Source organism: Rouxiella aceris (genome assembly GCF_012933545.1).
Taxonomy (GTDB): domain Bacteria; phylum Pseudomonadota; class Gammaproteobacteria; order Enterobacterales; family Enterobacteriaceae; genus Rouxiella; species Rouxiella aceris.
On sequence record NZ_JAADJU010000007.1, the window covers coordinates 93581 to 113587 of the forward strand.

15 protein-coding genes are annotated in these 20007 nt (G+C 39.6%); all 15 read left to right on the top strand.

Annotated elements, in window-relative coordinates; all coding sequences use genetic code 11:
• The first annotated feature begins 145 nt into the window (after window positions 1-145).
• The 15 genes from galU (at window position 146) to GW590_RS14165 (ending at window position 19994) form a co-directional block, all read left to right on the top strand.
• On the top strand, window positions 146-1033 hold the full coding sequence (gene galU / locus GW590_RS14095; RefSeq protein WP_169403685.1) for a UTP--glucose-1-phosphate uridylyltransferase GalU: 888 nt from the start codon (window positions 146-148) through the stop codon (window positions 1031-1033).
• 860 nt (window positions 1034-1893) lie between these two features.
• The gene (gene rfbB, locus GW590_RS14100) at window positions 1894-2961 is read left to right on the top strand and encodes a dTDP-glucose 4,6-dehydratase (RefSeq protein WP_169403686.1); all 1068 of its coding nucleotides are present in this window, start codon (window positions 1894-1896) and stop codon (window positions 2959-2961) included.
• A gap of 2 nt (window positions 2962-2963) precedes the next feature.
• Complete coding sequence (gene rfbA, locus GW590_RS14105; RefSeq protein ID WP_169403687.1) at window positions 2964-3827, top strand: glucose-1-phosphate thymidylyltransferase RfbA; 864 nt, start codon at window positions 2964-2966, stop codon at window positions 3825-3827.
• A gap of 21 nt (window positions 3828-3848) precedes the next feature.
• Complete coding sequence (rfbD, locus tag GW590_RS14110) at window positions 3849-4721, top strand: dTDP-4-dehydrorhamnose reductase (RefSeq protein WP_169403688.1); 873 nt, start codon at window positions 3849-3851, stop codon at window positions 4719-4721.
• A 4-nt stretch (window positions 4722-4725) separates the two neighbouring features.
• Window positions 4726-5274: a dTDP-4-dehydrorhamnose 3,5-epimerase gene (gene rfbC, locus GW590_RS14115; RefSeq protein ID WP_169403689.1), complete on the top strand. Its 549-nt coding sequence runs from the start codon at window positions 4726-4728 to the stop codon at window positions 5272-5274.
• Between the two features lie 31 nt (window positions 5275-5305).
• Entirely contained in the window at window positions 5306-6160 is an 855-nt protein-coding gene (locus tag GW590_RS14120) for an ABC transporter permease (protein WP_169403690.1), read from the top strand.
• Between the two features lie 10 nt (window positions 6161-6170).
• Complete coding sequence (locus GW590_RS14125) at window positions 6171-6917, top strand: ABC transporter ATP-binding protein (RefSeq protein WP_169403691.1); 747 nt, start codon at window positions 6171-6173, stop codon at window positions 6915-6917.
• Window positions 6914-8287: a phenylacetate--CoA ligase family protein gene (locus GW590_RS14130; protein ID WP_211186781.1), complete on the top strand. Its 1374-nt coding sequence runs from the start codon at window positions 6914-6916 to the stop codon at window positions 8285-8287. The genes GW590_RS14125 and GW590_RS14130 overlap by 4 nt, the downstream gene beginning before the upstream one ends.
• Window positions 8284-9858, top strand: coding sequence for a polysaccharide deacetylase family protein (locus GW590_RS14135; RefSeq protein ID WP_169403692.1), 1575 nt, complete (start codon window positions 8284-8286; stop codon window positions 9856-9858). Before GW590_RS14130 ends, GW590_RS14135 begins: the two co-directional genes overlap by 4 nt.
• Window positions 9859-10177: 319 nt before the next feature.
• A complete protein-coding gene (locus GW590_RS14140) occupies window positions 10178-11359 on the top strand; it encodes a glycosyltransferase (RefSeq protein WP_169403693.1) in 1182 nt (393 codons plus the stop codon).
• Complete coding sequence (locus tag GW590_RS14145) at window positions 11356-12333, top strand: glycosyltransferase family 4 protein (RefSeq protein WP_169403694.1); 978 nt, start codon at window positions 11356-11358, stop codon at window positions 12331-12333. The genes GW590_RS14140 and GW590_RS14145 overlap by 4 nt, the downstream gene beginning before the upstream one ends.
• Window position 12334: 1 nt before the next feature.
• On the top strand, window positions 12335-14452 hold the full coding sequence (locus GW590_RS14150; RefSeq protein WP_169403695.1) for a glycosyltransferase family 2 protein: 2118 nt from the start codon (window positions 12335-12337) through the stop codon (window positions 14450-14452).
• A 16-nt stretch (window positions 14453-14468) separates the two neighbouring features.
• Entirely contained in the window at window positions 14469-16211 is a 1743-nt protein-coding gene (locus GW590_RS14155) for an HAD family hydrolase (protein WP_169403696.1), read from the top strand.
• An 11-nt stretch (window positions 16212-16222) separates the two neighbouring features.
• The gene (locus GW590_RS14160; RefSeq protein WP_169403697.1) at window positions 16223-18958 is read left to right on the top strand and encodes a glycosyltransferase family 4 protein; all 2736 of its coding nucleotides are present in this window, start codon (window positions 16223-16225) and stop codon (window positions 18956-18958) included.
• Entirely contained in the window at window positions 18942-19994 is a 1053-nt protein-coding gene (locus tag GW590_RS14165) for a glycosyltransferase (RefSeq protein WP_169403698.1), read from the top strand. Before GW590_RS14160 ends, GW590_RS14165 begins: the two co-directional genes overlap by 17 nt.
• The last annotated feature ends 13 nt before the right edge of the window (window positions 19995-20007 follow it).

Below are 20007 nucleotides of genomic sequence, written 5' to 3' on the forward strand. Positions count from 1 at the left end.
AAGCCAGGGTCTATACTTTGCCTAAGTGATTTAGGGCGCAGTTGCAATTGCTTAAGTATCTTCAGTTTGCGCCAGCGTGTTTCGACGCGCAGCATAAAGCGCTGACTGAAATTTAATCTCATGGTGTCGAGGAGTATCTTTTACAATGTTGAAAGCTGTTATCCCTGTAGCCGGGCTAGGTACGCGTATGCTACCTGCAACAAAGGCCATTCCTAAAGAAATGCTGCCGATTGTTGATAAGCCACTGATTCAATACATCGTTAATGAGTGCGCTGCCGCAGGTATCAAAGAAATCATTCTGGTTACTCACTCATCTAAAAATGCAATTGAAAACCATTTCGACACATCGTTTGAACTGGAAAGCATGCTGGAATCTCGCGTTAAGCGTCAGCTGCTGGAAGAAGTTCAGTCTATCTGTCCAAAAGGTGTGACCATTATGAACGTGCGCCAGGGTCAGTCTAAAGGCCTGGGCCACGCAGTGCTGTGCGCACGACCATTAATTGGCGATGCTCCTTTTGCCGTGATCCTGCCCGATGTTCTGATGGACGAAGTCTCCTGTGACCTGCGTAAAGATAACCTCGCAGCCATGTTGACCCGTTTCCAGGAAACCGGTAATAGCCAGGTAATGGTTGAAGAAGTACCAGAAGAAGATGTATCAAAATACGGTGTGGTTGACTGCAACGGTATCGAGGGTGAACCAGGCAAAAGTACACCGATGAAAGCCATTGTTGAAAAACCTGAACGTAAAGATGCACCATCAAATCTTGCAGTAGTTGGGCGCTATGTCTTCTCTGAAGATATTTGGCCATTGTTGGCTGTTACCCCTTACGGTGCAGGCAACGAAATTCAGCTCACCGACGCCATCGCGTTGTTGATGAAAAAGAAAACCGTTGAAGCATTCACCATGACTGGCCGTTCCCACGACTGTGGCGACAAATTGGGCTATATGAAAGCCTTTGTCGAGTATGGTCTGCGTCACCCTACACAGGGTGAGGGTTTTACCGAGTGGTTGAAAGCGTTAAAAATTGATTGATATTGGTAGATAAATTGCATTAGTCAATCCTGATAAATAATCCACAGTGATACTGTCGCTGTGGATTTTGTTTTATTTTTAAACGATTTTTATCCTGATGGTAATTTAATCCATATTTGAAATGACCCTCATTCAAACGGTGAGGTTTTAAGGAATATAGCCAAGGACGTAAACTGCCGAAACGTTTACCTGAAACCAGTGGATAGATATATGATAGGGCAGCAAAAAATCCGACCGGAAATTTGCTGCAATGCAAAGTAAAATACCTTAATGATGATAACTCGACCAATTACAGCACGTAAATTCATCCAGTGCTCTATATAGACAGTGATTGCGCATGGCAACACGACATTTAGTATGTTGTGCTAATAAATTCATTCTGAAGATCCTTCATTATTCCTTATTTTTCAACAAGTAATTCACATCTTGTGCTTTTCGCTAACCATGGTTGCACAGGGCTACAGGCAAATAACCCGATTAGCTATAGAAAATCCTGCCCTTGCTTCTATGCAAGTTGCTGCTTTTATCGACAATTATGAATATACAGGCTATTAAAAGGTCAAGTAACAAATTGATTTTAAAAGCATGTTTTTTTATGCAGTAGTGGATGAGATAAACCTGAAATCAATACATGATTCCTAAAGTGAACTATCCTAGCTTTCTTTAAACATGTATAATCTGCGCTATATTTTAAAAGCATTTCGCTGCTGTCGGTTATTATAGCGTTCTAAATTCGCGGCTTATAATCATTAGGGGATCCTAAGGGCGGTAGCGTGGATCAAATTTATCCGAAATGTTGAATTTTAACATTACATTTGTTCATTATTCATTCTGTTATTTGATGCTCAGGTAGTCATACTATGAAAATATTGGTTACGGGCGGGGCTGGCTTTATCGGTTCTGCTGTAGTTAGACATATCATTGAAAATACTGAAAATTCTGTAGTTAATGTTGATAAGTTAACCTACGCAGGCAATCTGGAATCTTTGCAACAGATAGAAAGCAATGCACGTTATTGCTTCGAACAGGTTGATATTTGCGACAGCGCAGCACTGAATAGCGTGTTCGCAGCACACCAGCCAGATGCGGTGATGCACTTAGCGGCTGAATCGCACGTCGACCGCTCGATTGATGGTCCTGCTGCGTTTATCGAAACGAACATTGTCGGTACCTATACGCTGCTTGAGGCAACTCGCGCGTACTGGAACGGTCTCGACGAAACAAAGAAAAAGGCCTTTCGCTTCCATCATATTTCAACTGATGAAGTTTATGGTGATTTGCACGGAACAGAAGATCTGTTCACTGAAACAACACCTTACGAACCTAGCAGCCCTTACTCTGCCTCCAAGGCATCGAGCGACCACTTGGTCCGAGCCTGGAACAGAACCTATGGTTTGCCGACTGTCGTCACCAATTGCTCTAACAACTATGGCCCATATCATTTCCCGGAAAAACTGATACCGCTGATTATCCTGAATGCTCTGGAAGGTAAAGCGCTACCTGTCTATGGCGATGGCATGCAAATTCGGGATTGGTTATTTGTTGAAGACCATGCCCGTGCGTTGTATACCGTGGTTACTGAAGGGGTAGTGGGTGAAACCTACAATATCGGTGGCCATAACGAAAAGGCAAACATCGAAGTAGTCAGAACAATCTGTAAATTACTCGAAGAGCTGGTACCTGCCAAGCCCAAGGGTGTAGAACACTATGCTGATTTGATTACCTTTGTAAAAGATCGCCCTGGCCATGATGTTCGCTATGCGATTGATGCCAGTAAGATCTCGCGCGAGTTAAACTGGAGACCAACTGAGACTTTTGATTCTGGGATCCGCAAAACGGTTGAATGGTATTTGGCAAATAAATCCTGGTGGCATCGAGTCCTGGACGGCTCATACAGCAGAGAGCGACTTGGAACAGGAAATAAATAATTATGAAAGGTATTATTCTTGCGGGTGGATCTGGTACCCGTTTGTATCCAATTACTCTTGGAACATCAAAACAGCTTCTCCCGGTGTACGACAAGCCAATGATTTACTATCCGCTATCTACGCTAATGTTAGCCGGTATTCGGGAAGTACTGATAATTACCACGCCTGAAGATAATGAAAATTTCTGCAGAATGCTAGGCGATGGCAGTCATTTTGGCATCCATATTAGTTATGCCATCCAGGCTAGCCCTGATGGCCTTGCTCAAGCCTTTATCATTGGCGAGAAATTTATTGGTGATGATCGTTGCTGCCTGGTGTTAGGGGATAATATTTTCTACGGGCAATCCTTTAGCAATACCTTGCGAAAGGCTGCGCAACAGGCTTCTGGGGCAACAATATTTGGTTATCAGGTCAAAGATCCGGAGCGTTTTGGCGTGGTTGAATTTGACCAAAATATGAAAGCCATTTCGATCGAAGAAAAACCGACAAATCCAAAATCAAATTATGCGGTAACCGGCCTGTATTTTTACGACAACCAGGTTGTTGACTATGCGAAACAAGTCAAGCCATCTCATCGTGGCGAGTTGGAAATAACGTCAATTAACCAGCTTTACCTTGAAAACGGCACACTGCAGGTAGAACTATTAGGTCGCGGTTTCGCCTGGTTAGACACCGGTACACATGCCAGCCTCCATCAAGCTTCTTCCTTTGTGCAAACTATCGAAAGTGTACAGGGCCTAAAAGTAGCCTGTCTCGAAGAGATAGCTTGGCGTAATGGCTGGTTGACAAAAGATGAGTTGATCACATTGGCTAAACCAATGTTGAAAAATGAGTACGGTCAGTATCTATTATCTTTGACAAAATAATCTTTACATAGGTGTTATGCGATGCGTATTTTGATCACGGGTAGCCAAGGGCAAGTCGGCTCATTGTTGGTATCTAAACTAAGTGCTACATGTGAGGTTTTAGCCTTAGCGCGCAGCGAATTAGATATTAGTGCGCGTGCAGCGGTAATTGATACTGTCACTCATTTTAAGCCTCATTATATTATCAATGCTGCTGCTCATACGGCAGTAGATAAAGCCGAAGATGAGGTTGAACTTTCATTTGCCATTAACCGCGATGGTCCTGCTTATCTTGCTGAAGCAGCAAAACAAGTTAATGCAATATTATTACATATCTCAACCGATTATGTCTTTGACGGTAAGGGTGCAGATATTTACACCGAGTCAATGGCAACAGGTCCGCAAGGGGTCTACGGACAAAGTAAACTTGCCGGTGAGATTGCTATTGCTGAACAGACTGATAAATTCATTATCTTGAGAACTGCCTGGGTATTTGCCGAAACTGGTAATAACTTTGTAAAAACTATGTTGCGCCTTGGTGAAACCCGTGATGCATTATCGGTTGTTGGCGATCAGTTTGGTGGTCCGACCTATGCCGGTGATATTGCTGATGCATTGATCACTATCGTTAAATCGATAGAATCGGGTAAACAACCTCAGTGGGGGGTTTACCATTATTCTGGTCTGCCTCACGTGAGTTGGTTTGAATTTGCTGAATCTATTTTTGCCAAAGCACAGGAAAAGTCGATCCTTACTAAGGTTCCGGCCTTGTCGTCTATTCCTACTTCGGCTTATCCCACTAAAGCTAAAAGGCCGGGCAATTCCAGACTGGATTGCAGTAAAATAACCTCACAGTTCGGCATTAAACCGAGTGACTGGCAACTTGCCTTAGAAAACATTTCAAAATATAAGTGATATTATGAAAATTGTTAATACTAATATTCCTGATGTTAAAATTATAGAACCCGCTGTATTTGGTGATGATCGCGGTTTCTTTATGGAAACCTGGCAACAGAAAAAATTTGAGGAGTTGGTTGCTCTTCAGCCATGCCAGTTTGTTCAGGATAACCATTCAAAATCCAAAAAGGGAATACTGCGCGGTCTGCACTATCAGACAGTGAATACGCAAGGAAAATTAGTTCGTGTGATTTCTGGCGAAGTATTTGATGTTGCCGTGGATGTGCGTAAAGATTCGCCTACTTTTGGGCAATGGGTCGGGGTTTATCTTTCAGCGGAAAATAAACGTCAGTTTTGGATCCCGGCAGGTTTTGCGCATGGTTTTTATGTGACCAGTGAAGATGCTGAGTTTGTTTACAAATGCACAGACTATTATAATCCAAGCAATGAATGCTCCATTTTATGGAATGATCCGGCACTGAATATTGATTGGCCAATTATTGATGGCAATGTTCAATTGTCTGAGAAAGACAAGAATGGCGTGTTGTTTAGTCATGCTATACATCTTTAAGTGGAAATTAATAACTATCCATGAGTAAAATATGAAAAATAATACGAATTCTGCAGAGGGTATAATTAAGTCCTCAAACGATCAGTTGATGAATGATGAATGGCATCATCATACAGGCAAAACTGATATCTATGTTGGTTTAAAACGAATTGATGTTTGGACTGCATTAGGTTGGCATGATATTAAACAACGCTATCGGCGTTCTGTACTTGGTCCATTTTGGTTTACGCTAAGTACCATGATTATGGTTGGTGTGCTGGGTTTTCTGTACTCCACATTACTAAATCAAAAAATAACCGATTATTTGCCATACCTGGGTATTGGTCTGATTATTTGGCAGTATATTAGTACCTGTGTTAACGAAGGATGTGTTGGCTTTATTGCTTCCGCATATATCGTTAAGCAAATACGCATGCCGTTAACGGTACATGTGGCCAGAATTGCATGCAGGAACTTTATTATTTTACTTCACAGCCTTCCTGTTGTGATCGTTTTAATGCTTTTCTTTGGCACCTATCCAACCGCAGAATTTCTTATGGTTTTCCCTGGACTGCTTATCCTGTTCTTGAATAGCGTCTGGATTTCTCTTGTACTCAGTATGCTTTGCGCCAGATATCGTGATGTATTGCCGATTGTTGGTAACGTTTTACAAGTTGCATTTTTCTTTACCCCTATTATGTGGCAGAAAGATCTGCTCAAGGGCAGAGAGTGGGCGGCAGATTTCAATCCTTTTTATCATTTGATTGAGCTAATCAGAGCGCCCATTCTAGGGCATCCCATCGAAATAGAGTCGTGGGTATATAGTCTGATATTGCTCGTTGTGGGATTTGTTCTTTCTCAAATTCTGATGATCCGTTTTAGAGAACGAATTCCTTATTGGTTATAGGGGTAAGAAAATGTCTACAGTTATTGCTGCTAAAAATTTGACCGTCGAATTTCCAATTTACGAAAATTCGCATCGTTCTTTTAAAAAGTCGATCCTTAATTTATCGACAGGGGGACGAATTGGTAAAGATGCCGGTAAGCATCCTATAGTGCGCGCTCTTGATAATCTCAATTTTGATTTTAAAGAGGGCGAGCGTGTTGGTTTAGTGGGCCATAATGGTTCTGGTAAAACAACATTGCTGCGTGTCTTGGCTGGTGTTTATGCCCCGGTAAAAGGTACGTTGACCAGCAGAGGAAGAATCGCATCACTGCTTGATGTCTCTATGGGCCTTGACCCAGATGCAACAGGATTTGAAAATATCTATCTCCGCGGCATTATGGATGGTTTAAGGCCATCGGTGATTAAGTCAAAAATAGATGAAATTGCAGATTTCACAGAGTTAGGTGAATATTTAAATTTACCCGTAAGGATCTACTCCAGTGGTATGATGCTGCGTCTTGCTTTTGCGATTTCAACAAGTGTAGATGCCGATATCATTATTATGGATGAATGGCTAAGTGTCGGCGATGAGGCTTTTAAAGACAAAGCCAAAGAACGACTGACCAGATTAATTGAGAAAGCCTATTTGGTTGTACTGGCAACCCATGATCCTGTTTTAATAAATAAAGTTTGTACTCGTAAATTACATATGGAACATGGTGTTATTATTTCTGACCTTCCAGTTGACAAACTTGTTGAGAATGAGGCAATAAAATGATCCGCGCAGACCATCCGCTGTTAACTTATGGTGAAAGGATTCTCTGTCAACAGCCATTCAAGCTGTTAAAAGGAATAACCAGCGCCTCTTTGGCCTACCCAATAGCAGAGCGGATGGAGAAAAGGTCTGTCAGACCAAAACTCCAGGAATTACGAGATTATTATCAGTTACCATACCAGCAACGCCAATCCATTATTGCTAAACGTTTGGCAGAAACAGTTCGTTATGCGGGACTACATGTTCCTTATTATAAAGATCTGTTTGCAAGTATAGGGTTTAACCCCGATCGTATTGAAAATGATATTAATTTTTTGAATGATATTCCTTATCTCACCAAGGATATTATCCGGGAGCAGGGGCACAGATTATTATCACGTCCACTGGCAGAAGTCCGACATCATGTCTGTAAAACAGGGGGGTCTACGGGGCTTTCTTGTTTTATTTATTATGACCAGACTGGTGCTGATTACTCTTCTGCAGTTACTTTATATTGCCGCGAGGCGATTGGTAAGAAAAAATATTTATCAGAGTTACATTTCGCCTGTCGCTTCCCGGATGCTACAGTTCCAGAATGGCCAAGTAGAGAAGATTTTAAATGCTTTGCCATGAATCGCAGTAATATCTTCTTTGACCGTATAGATGATATCGGTTTGGAAGAAATGTGGCAAACTCTACGCTTAAGAAAACCCTATTTGATCCACTCGCATCCTTCAACTATATATGCTTTGGCATGCTATATTGAGCGGAAATATGGTGGCGGCAAAGCATTTAGCGTATTTGAATCCAGCGGTGAACTGCTTGAACCTTATATGCGTACCAAAATCGAAAAGGCTTTAAATTGCCGTGTGGTGAACCGTTATGGTCTGGCCGAATTAGGTGTGATGGCTTATGAAACTAATCCTCAGTCAACAGATCTTTATGTTCTGGATTCGGAGGGCGTTTGTGAAAATCGAGATTTAGATGGCAACAATGAGTTGATCTTTACCGGTTTTCATAATCAGTTAATGCCGCTTATTCGTTATGCCACGGGAGATCTGGCAACCATTGACGAGCGTGATGATGGTGTATATTTGACAAATATCGTTGGTCGTATACACGATATTGTTAACTTGGCTGGCGTTGATTATCCAACTCATCATATTCAGGACATATTGGATCATCGTGTTGGTGGTATTCAGGAATTTCAGATAGATGTTCGCGGAGATAAACCCATTCTGCGCGTCGTTCTCGAGCCGAATGCTGATCAGGCCACAGTACAAGCCAAGCTGGAACATTTTTTCCCGGACGCTTTTATCCTTGAATTTGTCAATCATGACAGTTTTATTCTGGTTGGCCATCGCGCAAAATTCAGACATGTGGTGACAAAATGATTGCGGTATTATCAAGACAAACCGATTTAGCATCGGCAAGATTGGTGGAAGCAGCATTATGTCGTTCAGTCTCCAAGTCGCAGGTACAGCGTGTCTCTGCCACTGGGCTTGCTGATAACATCCAAGATATCGATATAGCAGTATTTATAAATCCTGATGATTTTTTGGCAATGGTACTGAAGAATTACATCAGTAATGGCAAAGTGAAAGTCATTATCTTGGGTTCCTTGCCAGAAACGCTTTATTCTAAATTACAAATAACGCGCTCTGACAAGCCCATAGATAATAACTGGTGCAGAAGCCTTCCAGCTCAAGCAGGTGCATTTGCTGAAAGTCCTGCAAGCATTAATTATACAACCGAACAGCCTTTACTCGGTGATTTCTGCTGGGATCGCGCCCTTGAAAGATTTGATTTTGCTGATGAATGGAACAACCTGGGATTTGGGGCAGTTCGTGCAGATGGAAGCCAATGGTCACTTAGTTCAGCGATAACTGTTCCAGAAGCCAATTGCCTGGCGCACATTAAAGTGGGAGGCGACAGTATTTGCAGTTATGCAGCCCTTTATGATGAGCCTGATTCTAGTATTCTTTGGTTCAACCGTGCAGTTGGGCCAATAGACTCTTTTGAATGGCATATTGTTGAGCGTTTTATTGCTTCATGGCGCGCTGAGACATTACCGGTATTGCCGGTGTTGTTGGATATTCCATGGGGCCATGATGCAGCAGTAACTATGCGACTAGATTGTGATGAGGATATCTCGTCTTCACGTGACCTATGGCATATGTATCAGCAGGAACAGGTTCCTTTCTCCTTGGCGATTCATGCTGCAAATCTGCACGATCACCAGCATGATGAATGTATGAAAGAGATGTTGTCCGCGGGTGTTGCCTTCCTTTCGCACAGTCTTACCCATGCACCCAATTGGGGGGGAAGCTATGAGAATGCACGTCATGAGGCTGCGCGTTCAGCGCAAATGATTAGCGAAGTGTTGCAACAGCCAATCCGCTATGCCGTATCTCCCTTTCACCAAAATCCAGACTATGCACTGAATGCGCTCTGTGATGTCGGTTTTCAAGGATGTATTGGCGGGATCATTCGTAATGATCCGGAGTTTCTTATCGCCAGGGGAGGCGAGTTGGCTAATATGCCAACCGGTTTTGTTGGTCATAGTCAGCAATCCATGCTGCATGGTGACTGTTTGCTAAATGGCTCCGATGCCATGACAAGCTTTAAAAAAGCCTTTGATCTTTCTCATCGCTGCAAAATGCTGTTTGGCTATTTGGACCATCCTTTCTCACCTCGCTATCAATATGGCTGGATATCAGAGGAGCAGCGCAGCGGTGCTCATCAGGATTTGATCCACTATATTCGCGAACAGGCACCAAAAGTTTTGTTTATGTCAGAAAATGAGGCAATGGATTTTATTGTCGATAAAACACTGGTTAAAATAAGCAAAACAGTAAATGGCTTCAGTATTAAATTTTCTGGCACCAAAAAGACTAACCTGTGGCCGACCATTTTGCTGGGTGATAAGTTGTACTCAACTGCAGATGTAATATTGATGACGTAAGCCGCCATATGGTCTATCGACTTCATCGAAAAATAACAATAGACCGCTTTGCAAATTGCTACCATAGCAATGGTTTTTAGTTGATTTACATCGATTAGCTCTGACGCTTACCTCAACAATATTATATTACCTAAGCTATACAATTTAATATCTTGAACTAATAATTCATTAAAAGCCTAAATATGTCGGACGCAGCAATGTTCCAACTCAGCATATTGAGTTCAGTAAAAAACAGCAGAGATATCATTGTTGTTTTTGATGTATGACTGGATATACTCGGTGATAAATTTTAATTTTATGTTCTTCAGAGACTGGTTTGATGGCTGAATTTATTGTATTTGCGACAGCAGACTGGAACGAACCTTATTGGACAAACAAACAACATACTGCCAAGTCGTTTGCCGAATTAGGTCATAAAGTATTGTATATTGAAAGTGTCGGCTTGCGTTCGCCAAAATTGTCGAGTAAAAAGGACATATCCCGTATTATCAATAGACTGAAAAGTGGTATCAAGACGCTACTGTTCGGCGCTGTGCGTAAAGAAGCAAATATCTGGGTCCTTGCACCACTATTAATACCAGCGGCACACAGATATCCGATGATTAAACGGTTAAACAGATGGATGCTACGTTGGTTAATTGAACGCCATTGTCATCTCAATTCTTTTGAGAACACTGTAATCTGGACGTATCATCCTTACATTCTGGATACCATCGAGACCTTAACTTATCAACAACTAGTCTATCATTGTGTCGATGATCTCTCGTCGATTCCTGGTATCGATAAAGATTATTTTCTTCAACAAGAAAATAAACTATTGGCGTTAGCAGACAAGGTGTATGTAACTACTGAGTCATTAGAAAAACGCTGCAAAGAATACCAGGAAAACACAGAATATCTGTCAAATGTTGTTGATTTTGAACATTTCAGTCAGGCATTAAGCCCTCAACCGTTGCCAGAAGACATCAAGCATATACCAGGGCCACGTATAATCTACCATGGTGTATTATCAGATTTTAAAATTGATTTTTCGTTGTTGCTGCAGGTAACTACTGCAAACCCGGATTTTAGCTTTGTCTTACTTGGCGATGAGCGAGAAGGCCAGCATAATGAAACCCTGGAAAAAGTGAAGGAACAACCTAATGTCTATGCATTAGGTTATAAAAAGTATAGTGATTTACCTCAATATCTGGCGCATATGGATGTGGCGATTTTACCGTCGTTGATGAATGAATATACCAACTTTATGTTTCCGATGAAATATTATGAATATCTGGCAGCTGGTATACCTGTTGTCAGCACAGCGTTAAAATTTACTGAATCAGTATCTAATGGGCTATATATTGCTCACAGTTCAGATGAGTTTTCCGGGCTTATTAAACAGGCAGTTATTAATGGTCGCCTCAGTCTTTCTCAGGCTAAAGAATTTGTCGGAGAGAATACCTGGAAGGAGAGAACCAAAAAAATGCTTGAACGTATTCATTTAGGAGTTAGTAATTGAAAATATTATTTGCAACCTACCCAATGGCATTTCATACGCCAGGTGGAGGAGAAATTCAATTGCTTGCTTATAAAACTGCACTTGAGCAGAAAGGGATCACTGTTGATTTAATGGACCAGTGGAATCCTAATTTTATGAGCTACGATGTAGTGCATTTCTTCTCTTGTATGGGGGGTTCAATTCATTTCTGCAATTTTATCAAGCAACTCGGTTTGCCTTTGGTTGTGTCATCAAGTTTATGGATGACGCCCGAAACCCGACATTTATATCCTGCTGATGAGATCAGAGCACAATTGGCACTCACTGATATGGTGATTACTAATTCTGAAATGGAAAATGAAGCTCTGGCTAATGTGCTTGATTTGCCACGAGAAAAATTTGCGGCAGTATATAATGGCGTCGAGGATATTTTCTTTGATGATAAACCATCAGCAAGTCTGTTTAGAGATGCACATAATATTAGCGGGGACTTTATCCTTAACGTTGCCAATATTGAACCTAGAAAAAATCAGTTAAATCTTCTTAAGGCAATGGAGTCTTTTCCAGACAAGAAACTGGTAATTATAGGCCATGTAAGAAATCAGCATTATTATGACGAGATTAAAGCCTTAACAAATAGCGAACAGTTATACTACGCTGGACCTATGGACCATCACTCTCCTTTGTTGCGTTCGGCCTATCAGGCATGTGAGTTATTTTGCCTGCCTAGTACCCTGGAAACTCCAGGTCTTGCAGCTTTAGAAGCCCGGGCGCAGGGAGCAAAACTGGTGGTTACAGAAGAAGGCTCAACTAAAGAGTACTTCGCAGATACAGGCTATTATTGTGACTTTCAGTCGGTTGATGACATAAAAAATAAAATCACAAACTGTTTGAAGAACGACTTGTACGTTAATTCTGATGAAAAAGTCATGAATTGGCCGGATGCAACAGAGTCGCTGGTAAATATCTACAAGAAAATTTCACGAAGAGATTAATATGAACTTTAAAGTCGTCCCTATTTTGAATATAAAATCGAGCGATAATAGCAATTATTCATGGTTATCAGAGAATATTGATCCGCAGTGCGCAATCTTAGGCTGGGAGCAATTTATTGGTAAAGTAGTCAAGATTTCATTCAAAATTGATATTGAAGCCAAAAAACCAATTCTCTGTGTGCTTTATTCTGATACCGGTAGTGGCTTTAGAGAAGAAACTTCAATAATACTCAATGCTGATGATCACGGTAATGTTTGTGACGAATTACAATTTCCATCGTCCTTAAAAGCAATAAGACTCGACCCAATTTCCTGTGAGGCTTATTTCACTTTAACTGACTTGAAAGTTGAGATTCTTGCAAATACAGATAAAGATATCCAAAAGGTTATCCGCTTATCCAAGTTCAAATCTATAGCCTATAATCACGATGAAGGTTATCATTTTGCTGAAAAAACAAATAATACATATTGTTATTTAGAGCCACGTCAGGGGAAACAAGTTGAAAATCGGCTTGTTGAATTAGAGAAAAAAGTCGGCCTACTTTCGATTATAGTACCAACATATAATACTGACCTTATTCTGCTGGAAAGGTTAATTAGTTCTGTTAAGTCACAATGGTATAAAAATTGGGAATTGGTATTTGTTGATGATGCCAGTCCACTTGCAGCTACTACTAATTATCTTGATGCACTAGTGTCTCCATCCATAAGAGTTAAAAAACTAGAGAAAAACTTAGGTATCGCTGGTGCTACAAATGAGGCTATTAAACTAACTAAAGGTGAATACGTTGTTTTCCTCGACCACGATGATGAATTTACCCCTGATTGCCTTTATGAATTAGCCTGTGAAATCGAACGAAATGCACCTGATTTTATTTACAGCGACGAAGACAAAATAGCGGCCGATGGTTCTTATACAGAGCCCCATTTTAAACCGGACTGGTCGCCTGATACCATGATGAATACGATGTATACGTGTCATGTTATGTGTATTAAAAAAACGATTTTAGATGTACTAGGTGGACTTAGGTCTTTTTATGATGGTTGCCAAGATTGGGACCTCGTACTGCGTATCTCTGAAATAACTAAAAAAATAAGTCATATTCCAAAGGTTCTTTATCACTGGCGCATAATACCTGCTTCTATTGCTGCCGACCTTGCAGCAAAGCCATACGTAATTGAAGCAACTCAAAGAGTAAGACGCGATGCACTTACGCGACGAGGGCTTGAAGGCTCAGTTGAACCAATAGATAATTATCTAGGGTACTACCGCGTAAAATATTCTATTAGCGGCAACCCGTTAGTTTCTATTATTATCCCGACAAGAGATAATCCGGAAGTACTTGGCCGAGCTATTGACTCTATTTTTGAGAAAAGTACATATAAGAATATTGAAATTATTATTATCGATAACGGGTCGATGAAAGCAGGTACCTTTGATTTCTTTGATGAAATTAAAAATAATGACCGAATTAAAATTATCAGACATGATATTCCCTTTAATTACTCCGAACTAAATAATGTTGGGGTTACGCATGCAGCCGGCGATATCTATATTTTCCTTAATGATGATGTTGAAGTTATTACACCTGACTGGATTGAAGATTTATCTGCATATGCGCAGTTAGAACACGTTGGAGCCGTGGGGGCCAAACTACTCTATCCTAACAGTGAAACAATTCAACATGCTGGAGTTTTGAGTTTGGAATGTGGTCCATCACATGCATTTCTTCGAACAGATGCCAAATCGCCAGGCTATTATATGCGTAATCAACTTGATTATAACTGGCTGGCAGTTACCGGCGCCTGCATGGTAGTAGAAGCATCAAAATATAAGTTGATTGGAGGATTCGATGAGTCATTTCCAATCGCTTATAATGATATGGATATTTGCATACGGTTACATAAAGCAGGTTTTTACAATTTAGTCTGTCAATCTGTTCGCTTATATCACCACGAATCAATAAGCAGGGGAGTCGATGATATCGATCCTGAAAAGTTAATAAGACTCAAAAAGGATATGCGCCAGTTATATTGTGTTCATCCTGATTATTTTCAGTACGATCCTTTTTATAATATTAATTTGCATCCAAATAGTGTGAACTTTGATCTTATTTGATTTTGAGAAAATCCCTATGAGCTTAATTGACCTTGCATTGAAAATAGAAGAATTTAGTGTTATTTCTTTTGATTTTTTTGATACTTTATTTATTCGGAAGCTTGAAGAGCCTGAATCTGTATTTGATCTTGTTGGAGAAAAATTCAAGATCGATCAATTTAGAGCTTTAAGAAAGAGAGCTCAACAATTAGCATTTGTTGAAATGCACAATAAAAATAAAAAAGAGATCTCTCTCGATGATATCTATAATAATTTTCATGAATTAGATGAAGATAAGAAGCATGCCGTCAAGGCATATGAGCTTCAGTTAGAGTTAGATGTTATTTGTCCTAATCAGGAAATGATTCCAGTATTTCTAAAAGCAATAGAATTGGGCAAAAAAGTAGTTATTACTTCTGATATGTATCTTACTTCTCATTATTTTAAAGAGTCTTTAAGTAAATATAACCTTCCTCAGGTTCCCTTATTTATATCGGCTGACTGTGATGCAACAAAGCGTGATTTTGGGGATATTTTCGATATTGTAAAAAATGAGATGAAAGTTGTTGCAGAGCAAATTTTGCATATTGGAGACAATCAACTTGCTGATGTGGATAAAGCACAATCAAAAGGACTGTCCGCCTATCATTATCAAGCAGACTCGATTACACAGAGGAAAAATGTTCCTATATCAGAATCTATTGTAAACGGGTTAACTGATTCGAGAATAAACTCATTTAGTAATGGTAGTGGTGAGCAGTTTGCCTATCAATATGGTGGGCCCACATTGATAGGTTTTAGTCAATGGCTGAAGAAAATTACTATCAATGATAAAATAGATGCTCTATTATATTTAGCCAGAGATGGTTATATGATAAAGAAATATTCGGATAGAAGTTGTAAAGATGATGTTTCTGGACCTGTTGAGGTTTACTTTAAAGGTTCTCGAACTTCATTTATTTTATCTTCCATAAATGATACGAATTTCAACGAATATATTCCATATTTCCTATCAGGTGCATATGAACTTTCTGCGCATGAATTATTAGAACGTATTGGTGTCGTTCCTCCTGCCCAGCATTTATTACATGCATTAGGGTTTGCTGAAAATAAAGCTATCAAAGAAATTAGTTACGACAATATCTATAATCTTCTTAACTCAATGAAGAAAGACATCCTTAAAGTTTGCCGAGCAAATCGGAGGGGGTTGCATCAATTATTAATTGATTTGAACCTTCCTGATAATGCTAATATTGGACTTGTTGATGTTGGCTGGAAAGGTACAACTCAGGAAGCATTCGAAAATGCTATTAAACCTTTCTTTAACTATAAAGTATTTGGGTATTATTTCTGTCTGATTAGTAATACAAGCAGCACTAAAAAATCGATGCTTGATTCTACTACTGTAGGGGAAGAAACTATTAATAAAGTTTATGAGAATAGGGTCGCTTTTGAGTTGCTATTCTCTGCCCCGCACGAAACAATTATTGGTCATGTTCTATCTAATGAAAAAGTGAAGTTTATAGAAGATGAACGTCAAGATAAGGCTCGTTCCTTCTTTGCTCCTTTAGAAAAAGGCATGTCTGAATTCTTTGATATATATGATAATCTAACTTTCAAAATACATCATTTGCCAGAAGATAATGTTCTGATTAAACCGTTTGTTGATTACGCAATTAGTGGTATGTGGAAACAGAACAAGTATATTTTAACTATGCAAAATTTTGACGCTTGGTCCGCTACCAAGAACAAGACTTTTTCGCCAGGACAATATATCTAGGTTGAGGCCGTATGTATAAAAAAAATCAGATTAATAGCAGGATATCTTGGCTTACTGAACAGAAGGATCCTTCGGTATCTGTTTTTTTTGAGATACCGAAAGCTATCCAGTTTTTAATTTCAATTGATGCTGAAGCTCGAAATTTTTATCCTTTAAATAAAGAAAACAGAATTTTAGCTTTTTTTTGGTGGGCAAAAATAAAAGATAAAAATAAAGAGGCAAGTTCAGTTGAATGGCACCTGAATTATAAGGAGCAAGATTACTTAAAGACGCTATCTTTAGATAGTTGGAAGACTGAATTTAAAAAATCACTGCATCAGTATTTGCAAATAAAAAGTGAACTAATTCCAGTAATTGACAATAATATGGAGGCAATATTTCCTCCAGTTTCATTTGGGGACGGTGATTTTTCAATTGCAGTCCCTGGAGAATTGTATTTTTTAGTTGAGTGTAGAGAAGACCTTAGAAGGGCCTTTGATTTAACGAAATTTTCTGGTTTATATGCCATGATTCAATGGTGGAAAAGTGATGGTGCTTCACTATACGTAAAACTATCCTTTTGCCCTGAAGAGATTCTAAATAAGCTACATAGTAAAATTGTTATAAATGAATACAATTCTCTTCCTTTATTCTCTTATTTAATATTGTCCGAAAGGGAAGATCTAAGAAATATTTTTGATCTTAGAACTATCACAGGTCTCATTGGATTCATAGAGTGGTGGAATCTTCATGGTCAAATGAGCTATCCATTATTGAAATGGAGTGGACATGAATTAATTGATAGCCTGAATGAAATTATTTTTTATGGCTCTGGATTGAGACTTCCGCGTTTTATTTCCTTGCTTCTTTTGGAACGAAATGACCTTCATTTTGATATCAGAACATTAAGTGGGATCACTGGGTTAATTAAGTGGTGGAACCATTACGGTAAGTTTAATTATCCACAACTTGGTTGGAATACTGAAGCAACCATTAGCGAGTTGAATGAATTTGCTGATGTTGGCGAGGGGTTCAAACTACCAAGATTTATTTTATTAGTTTTAGAAGAAAGGAAAGACATCCGAGAAGCCTTCGACCTCAAGAAAGTAGCAGGTCTTGATGGATTTTTAGGGTGGTGGCAGTTATACGGTAAGGTAGATTATCCTCAGTTTTATTTTGATACTGAGTTAGCCATGGCGTATAAACAAGAAATGGTTACACTCCCTGTTGGCATAAGTCTTCCACGTTTTCTTTTAGAACTTCAGCAACAACTTCCTGAGTTAACCAGTAGCATTGATATTTCTGATGTTGCAAGCATTTTAGCTTTGATAAGTTGGTGGCAAGAATATGGCTTTAAAAAAATTCAGTGTTTTGATGCTTACTTAGACCTAAATAGCTTAAGGTTGTTTGCAACAGTTCTTAAAAATGGTAGAAAAATTCCCTTAATTCTTGATGCTATTTTTGAAAGTAGAAAAGATTTGCAGGCTATTTTTAAGAATGAAGATGTTGTCAATTATAAAGAATTGGTTGCTTGGTGGAACATGCATGGACGGTTTGAGTATTCTATACTCGGAAATGCATTGCTTGAGATTACAGCTGAAAATAACGTTGATATAACGCTTAGTACCATTAGTCATAAACCTCTTGGCATTAATATTGTGGGATTTCCTCAAGGTACTCTTGGGTTGGGCGAGGATGCCAGGCTTGCAGGTCAAGTCATTGAAAGTCTAGGGTTAGATGGTGTTTATATCAATGCCCCTATACCTGGACCTGCAAAAACGGTTATGCCAGAAGGTAAGTTGCCTATCGTAAAAAATTGTAGATTTTCTACAACATTATTTTGTTTGCCTCCTACTGAAATGATTCGTTTGGCAATTGAAGGCGGGCAACATTTAATCGATAATGATGAATATAAGATTGGTGCATGGCCATGGGAATTACCGCATTGGCCAGCCTCTTTTGCTCGAGTAAGAGATTTTGTAGATGAAATCTGGGCACAGAGTGAATATGTAAAGGATTGTTTTCTAAAAGAAGGGCATACGCCAGTACATAAAATGCCAATGGCGGTTACTATTCCTCAACCTGATGCAGATCTCCGCGAGCAACTTGGTATTACGGATAATTCTTTTGTTTATTATTTGATGTTTGATGGCAACTCTTGGCTTTCTCGCAAAAATCCAATTGCTGGTGTGTTAGCATTTCAGCAAGCATTTGCGGCATCAAGTGAATATCAGAATGTTAGATTATTGATTAAAGCAATGAATATCAATGCAAATGATCCTATGTGGCAGAAAATTGTGCATATGGCGAATCAGGATAGTCGTATTATCATCATTACAGAACGAATGGATAGACAAACGCTAATAAATATGATGAATGCATGCGACTGTTATATTTCACTACATCGTAGCGAAGGATTTGGACGAGTTATTGCGGAAGCGATGCTGTTAGGTCAACCGGTGGTAGCAACCAATTTTTCTGGTAATGTTGATTTTTGCAAAAAGGATACCGCTTTCCTGGTTGATGGTGATCTATTACCTTTGCAGCAAGGTGATTACATATTCTTTGAAGGTCAGTATTGGTGTGATCCTGACATCGATACCGCTGCAATGCAGCTATTGAAAATATACGAAGATAACTCACTGCGTCAAGAAGTTGCCTTGTCGGGGCAGTCATTGATTCAGCGGAATTATTCAGTTTCGGCAGTTGCTGCTTTCTACTCAGAACGATTTCAGGAAATAAGTAAATATAATGGCTATAAACCGTAATATTTTCATATATGCCCCAGATATCCATGAAGGGGATGCAGTAGGAAACCATTGTCTTGGGCTTGCACAAGTTTGTAGCCGTTTGGACTATAACGTGTATATCTATGCCCAACGTTACAGTACACAGATGCAAGCAGTCTCTATTCTCAATGCTTCTGAGTTGGTTACCAGTATATCGAGTGATGATATCCTTTTTGTGAGTTATTCTATTTATGACTCATTGCTTGATGAGCTGTTGCTGTTGCCTTGCAACAAAGTATGCTATTACCATGATGTGACGCCGTATGAACTTCTGGAAGCATATGAACCTGTGACGGCTGAGCTGTGTAAAAAATCATTGCAGCAGTTGCCATTACTTGGCAAATTTAATCGACTAGTGGCTACATCTCATTTTTCGGCAAACCGATTGAGTGAGTTTGTGCGTGATCACAATTTTGATATCGTCCCACCTGTCTTTGAAGATTTTGGATTGCTTAAATACGACAGCAAACCCAATCCTATAACTAATTCAAAGTATTTTGATTTATTATATGTCGGTCGTATAGTACCTCATAAGAAAATTGAGGACCTTATCAGCTGCTTTAGTCTGCTTCCAGCAAAAGATGATATCCAATATAGGCTATTCATTGTCGGCAGCATGCCAAATTACGAATATAATAAAATGCTGTTTAATTATGCCAGGCAGCTCGGTGTTTCTGCAAAAGTGACCTTTACCGGGACTTTGTCAGAAGCAGATTTGTTATATCGCTTCCAGTCTTCCGACGCCTATTTGACCATGAGTTTACATGAGGGTTTCTGCATACCAGTTCTTGAGGCTATGCACTTTGGTATCCCTGCGATTATACGTTGTGGAACAGCAGCCGATGATTTACCTTCAGATACAACCCTGATTGTGGACTCGGTAGATGAAGCCGCTGCTATTATTCCTACGTTACGTGAAAAAACACCATCCGGTACCGCTTATACCCAGCGTGCTGAACAAATCCTTGCGCAAACCCGAGATGAAATATGGGGCGCTATTTTTTCTGATCTTTAATTAGAAGCTGTCA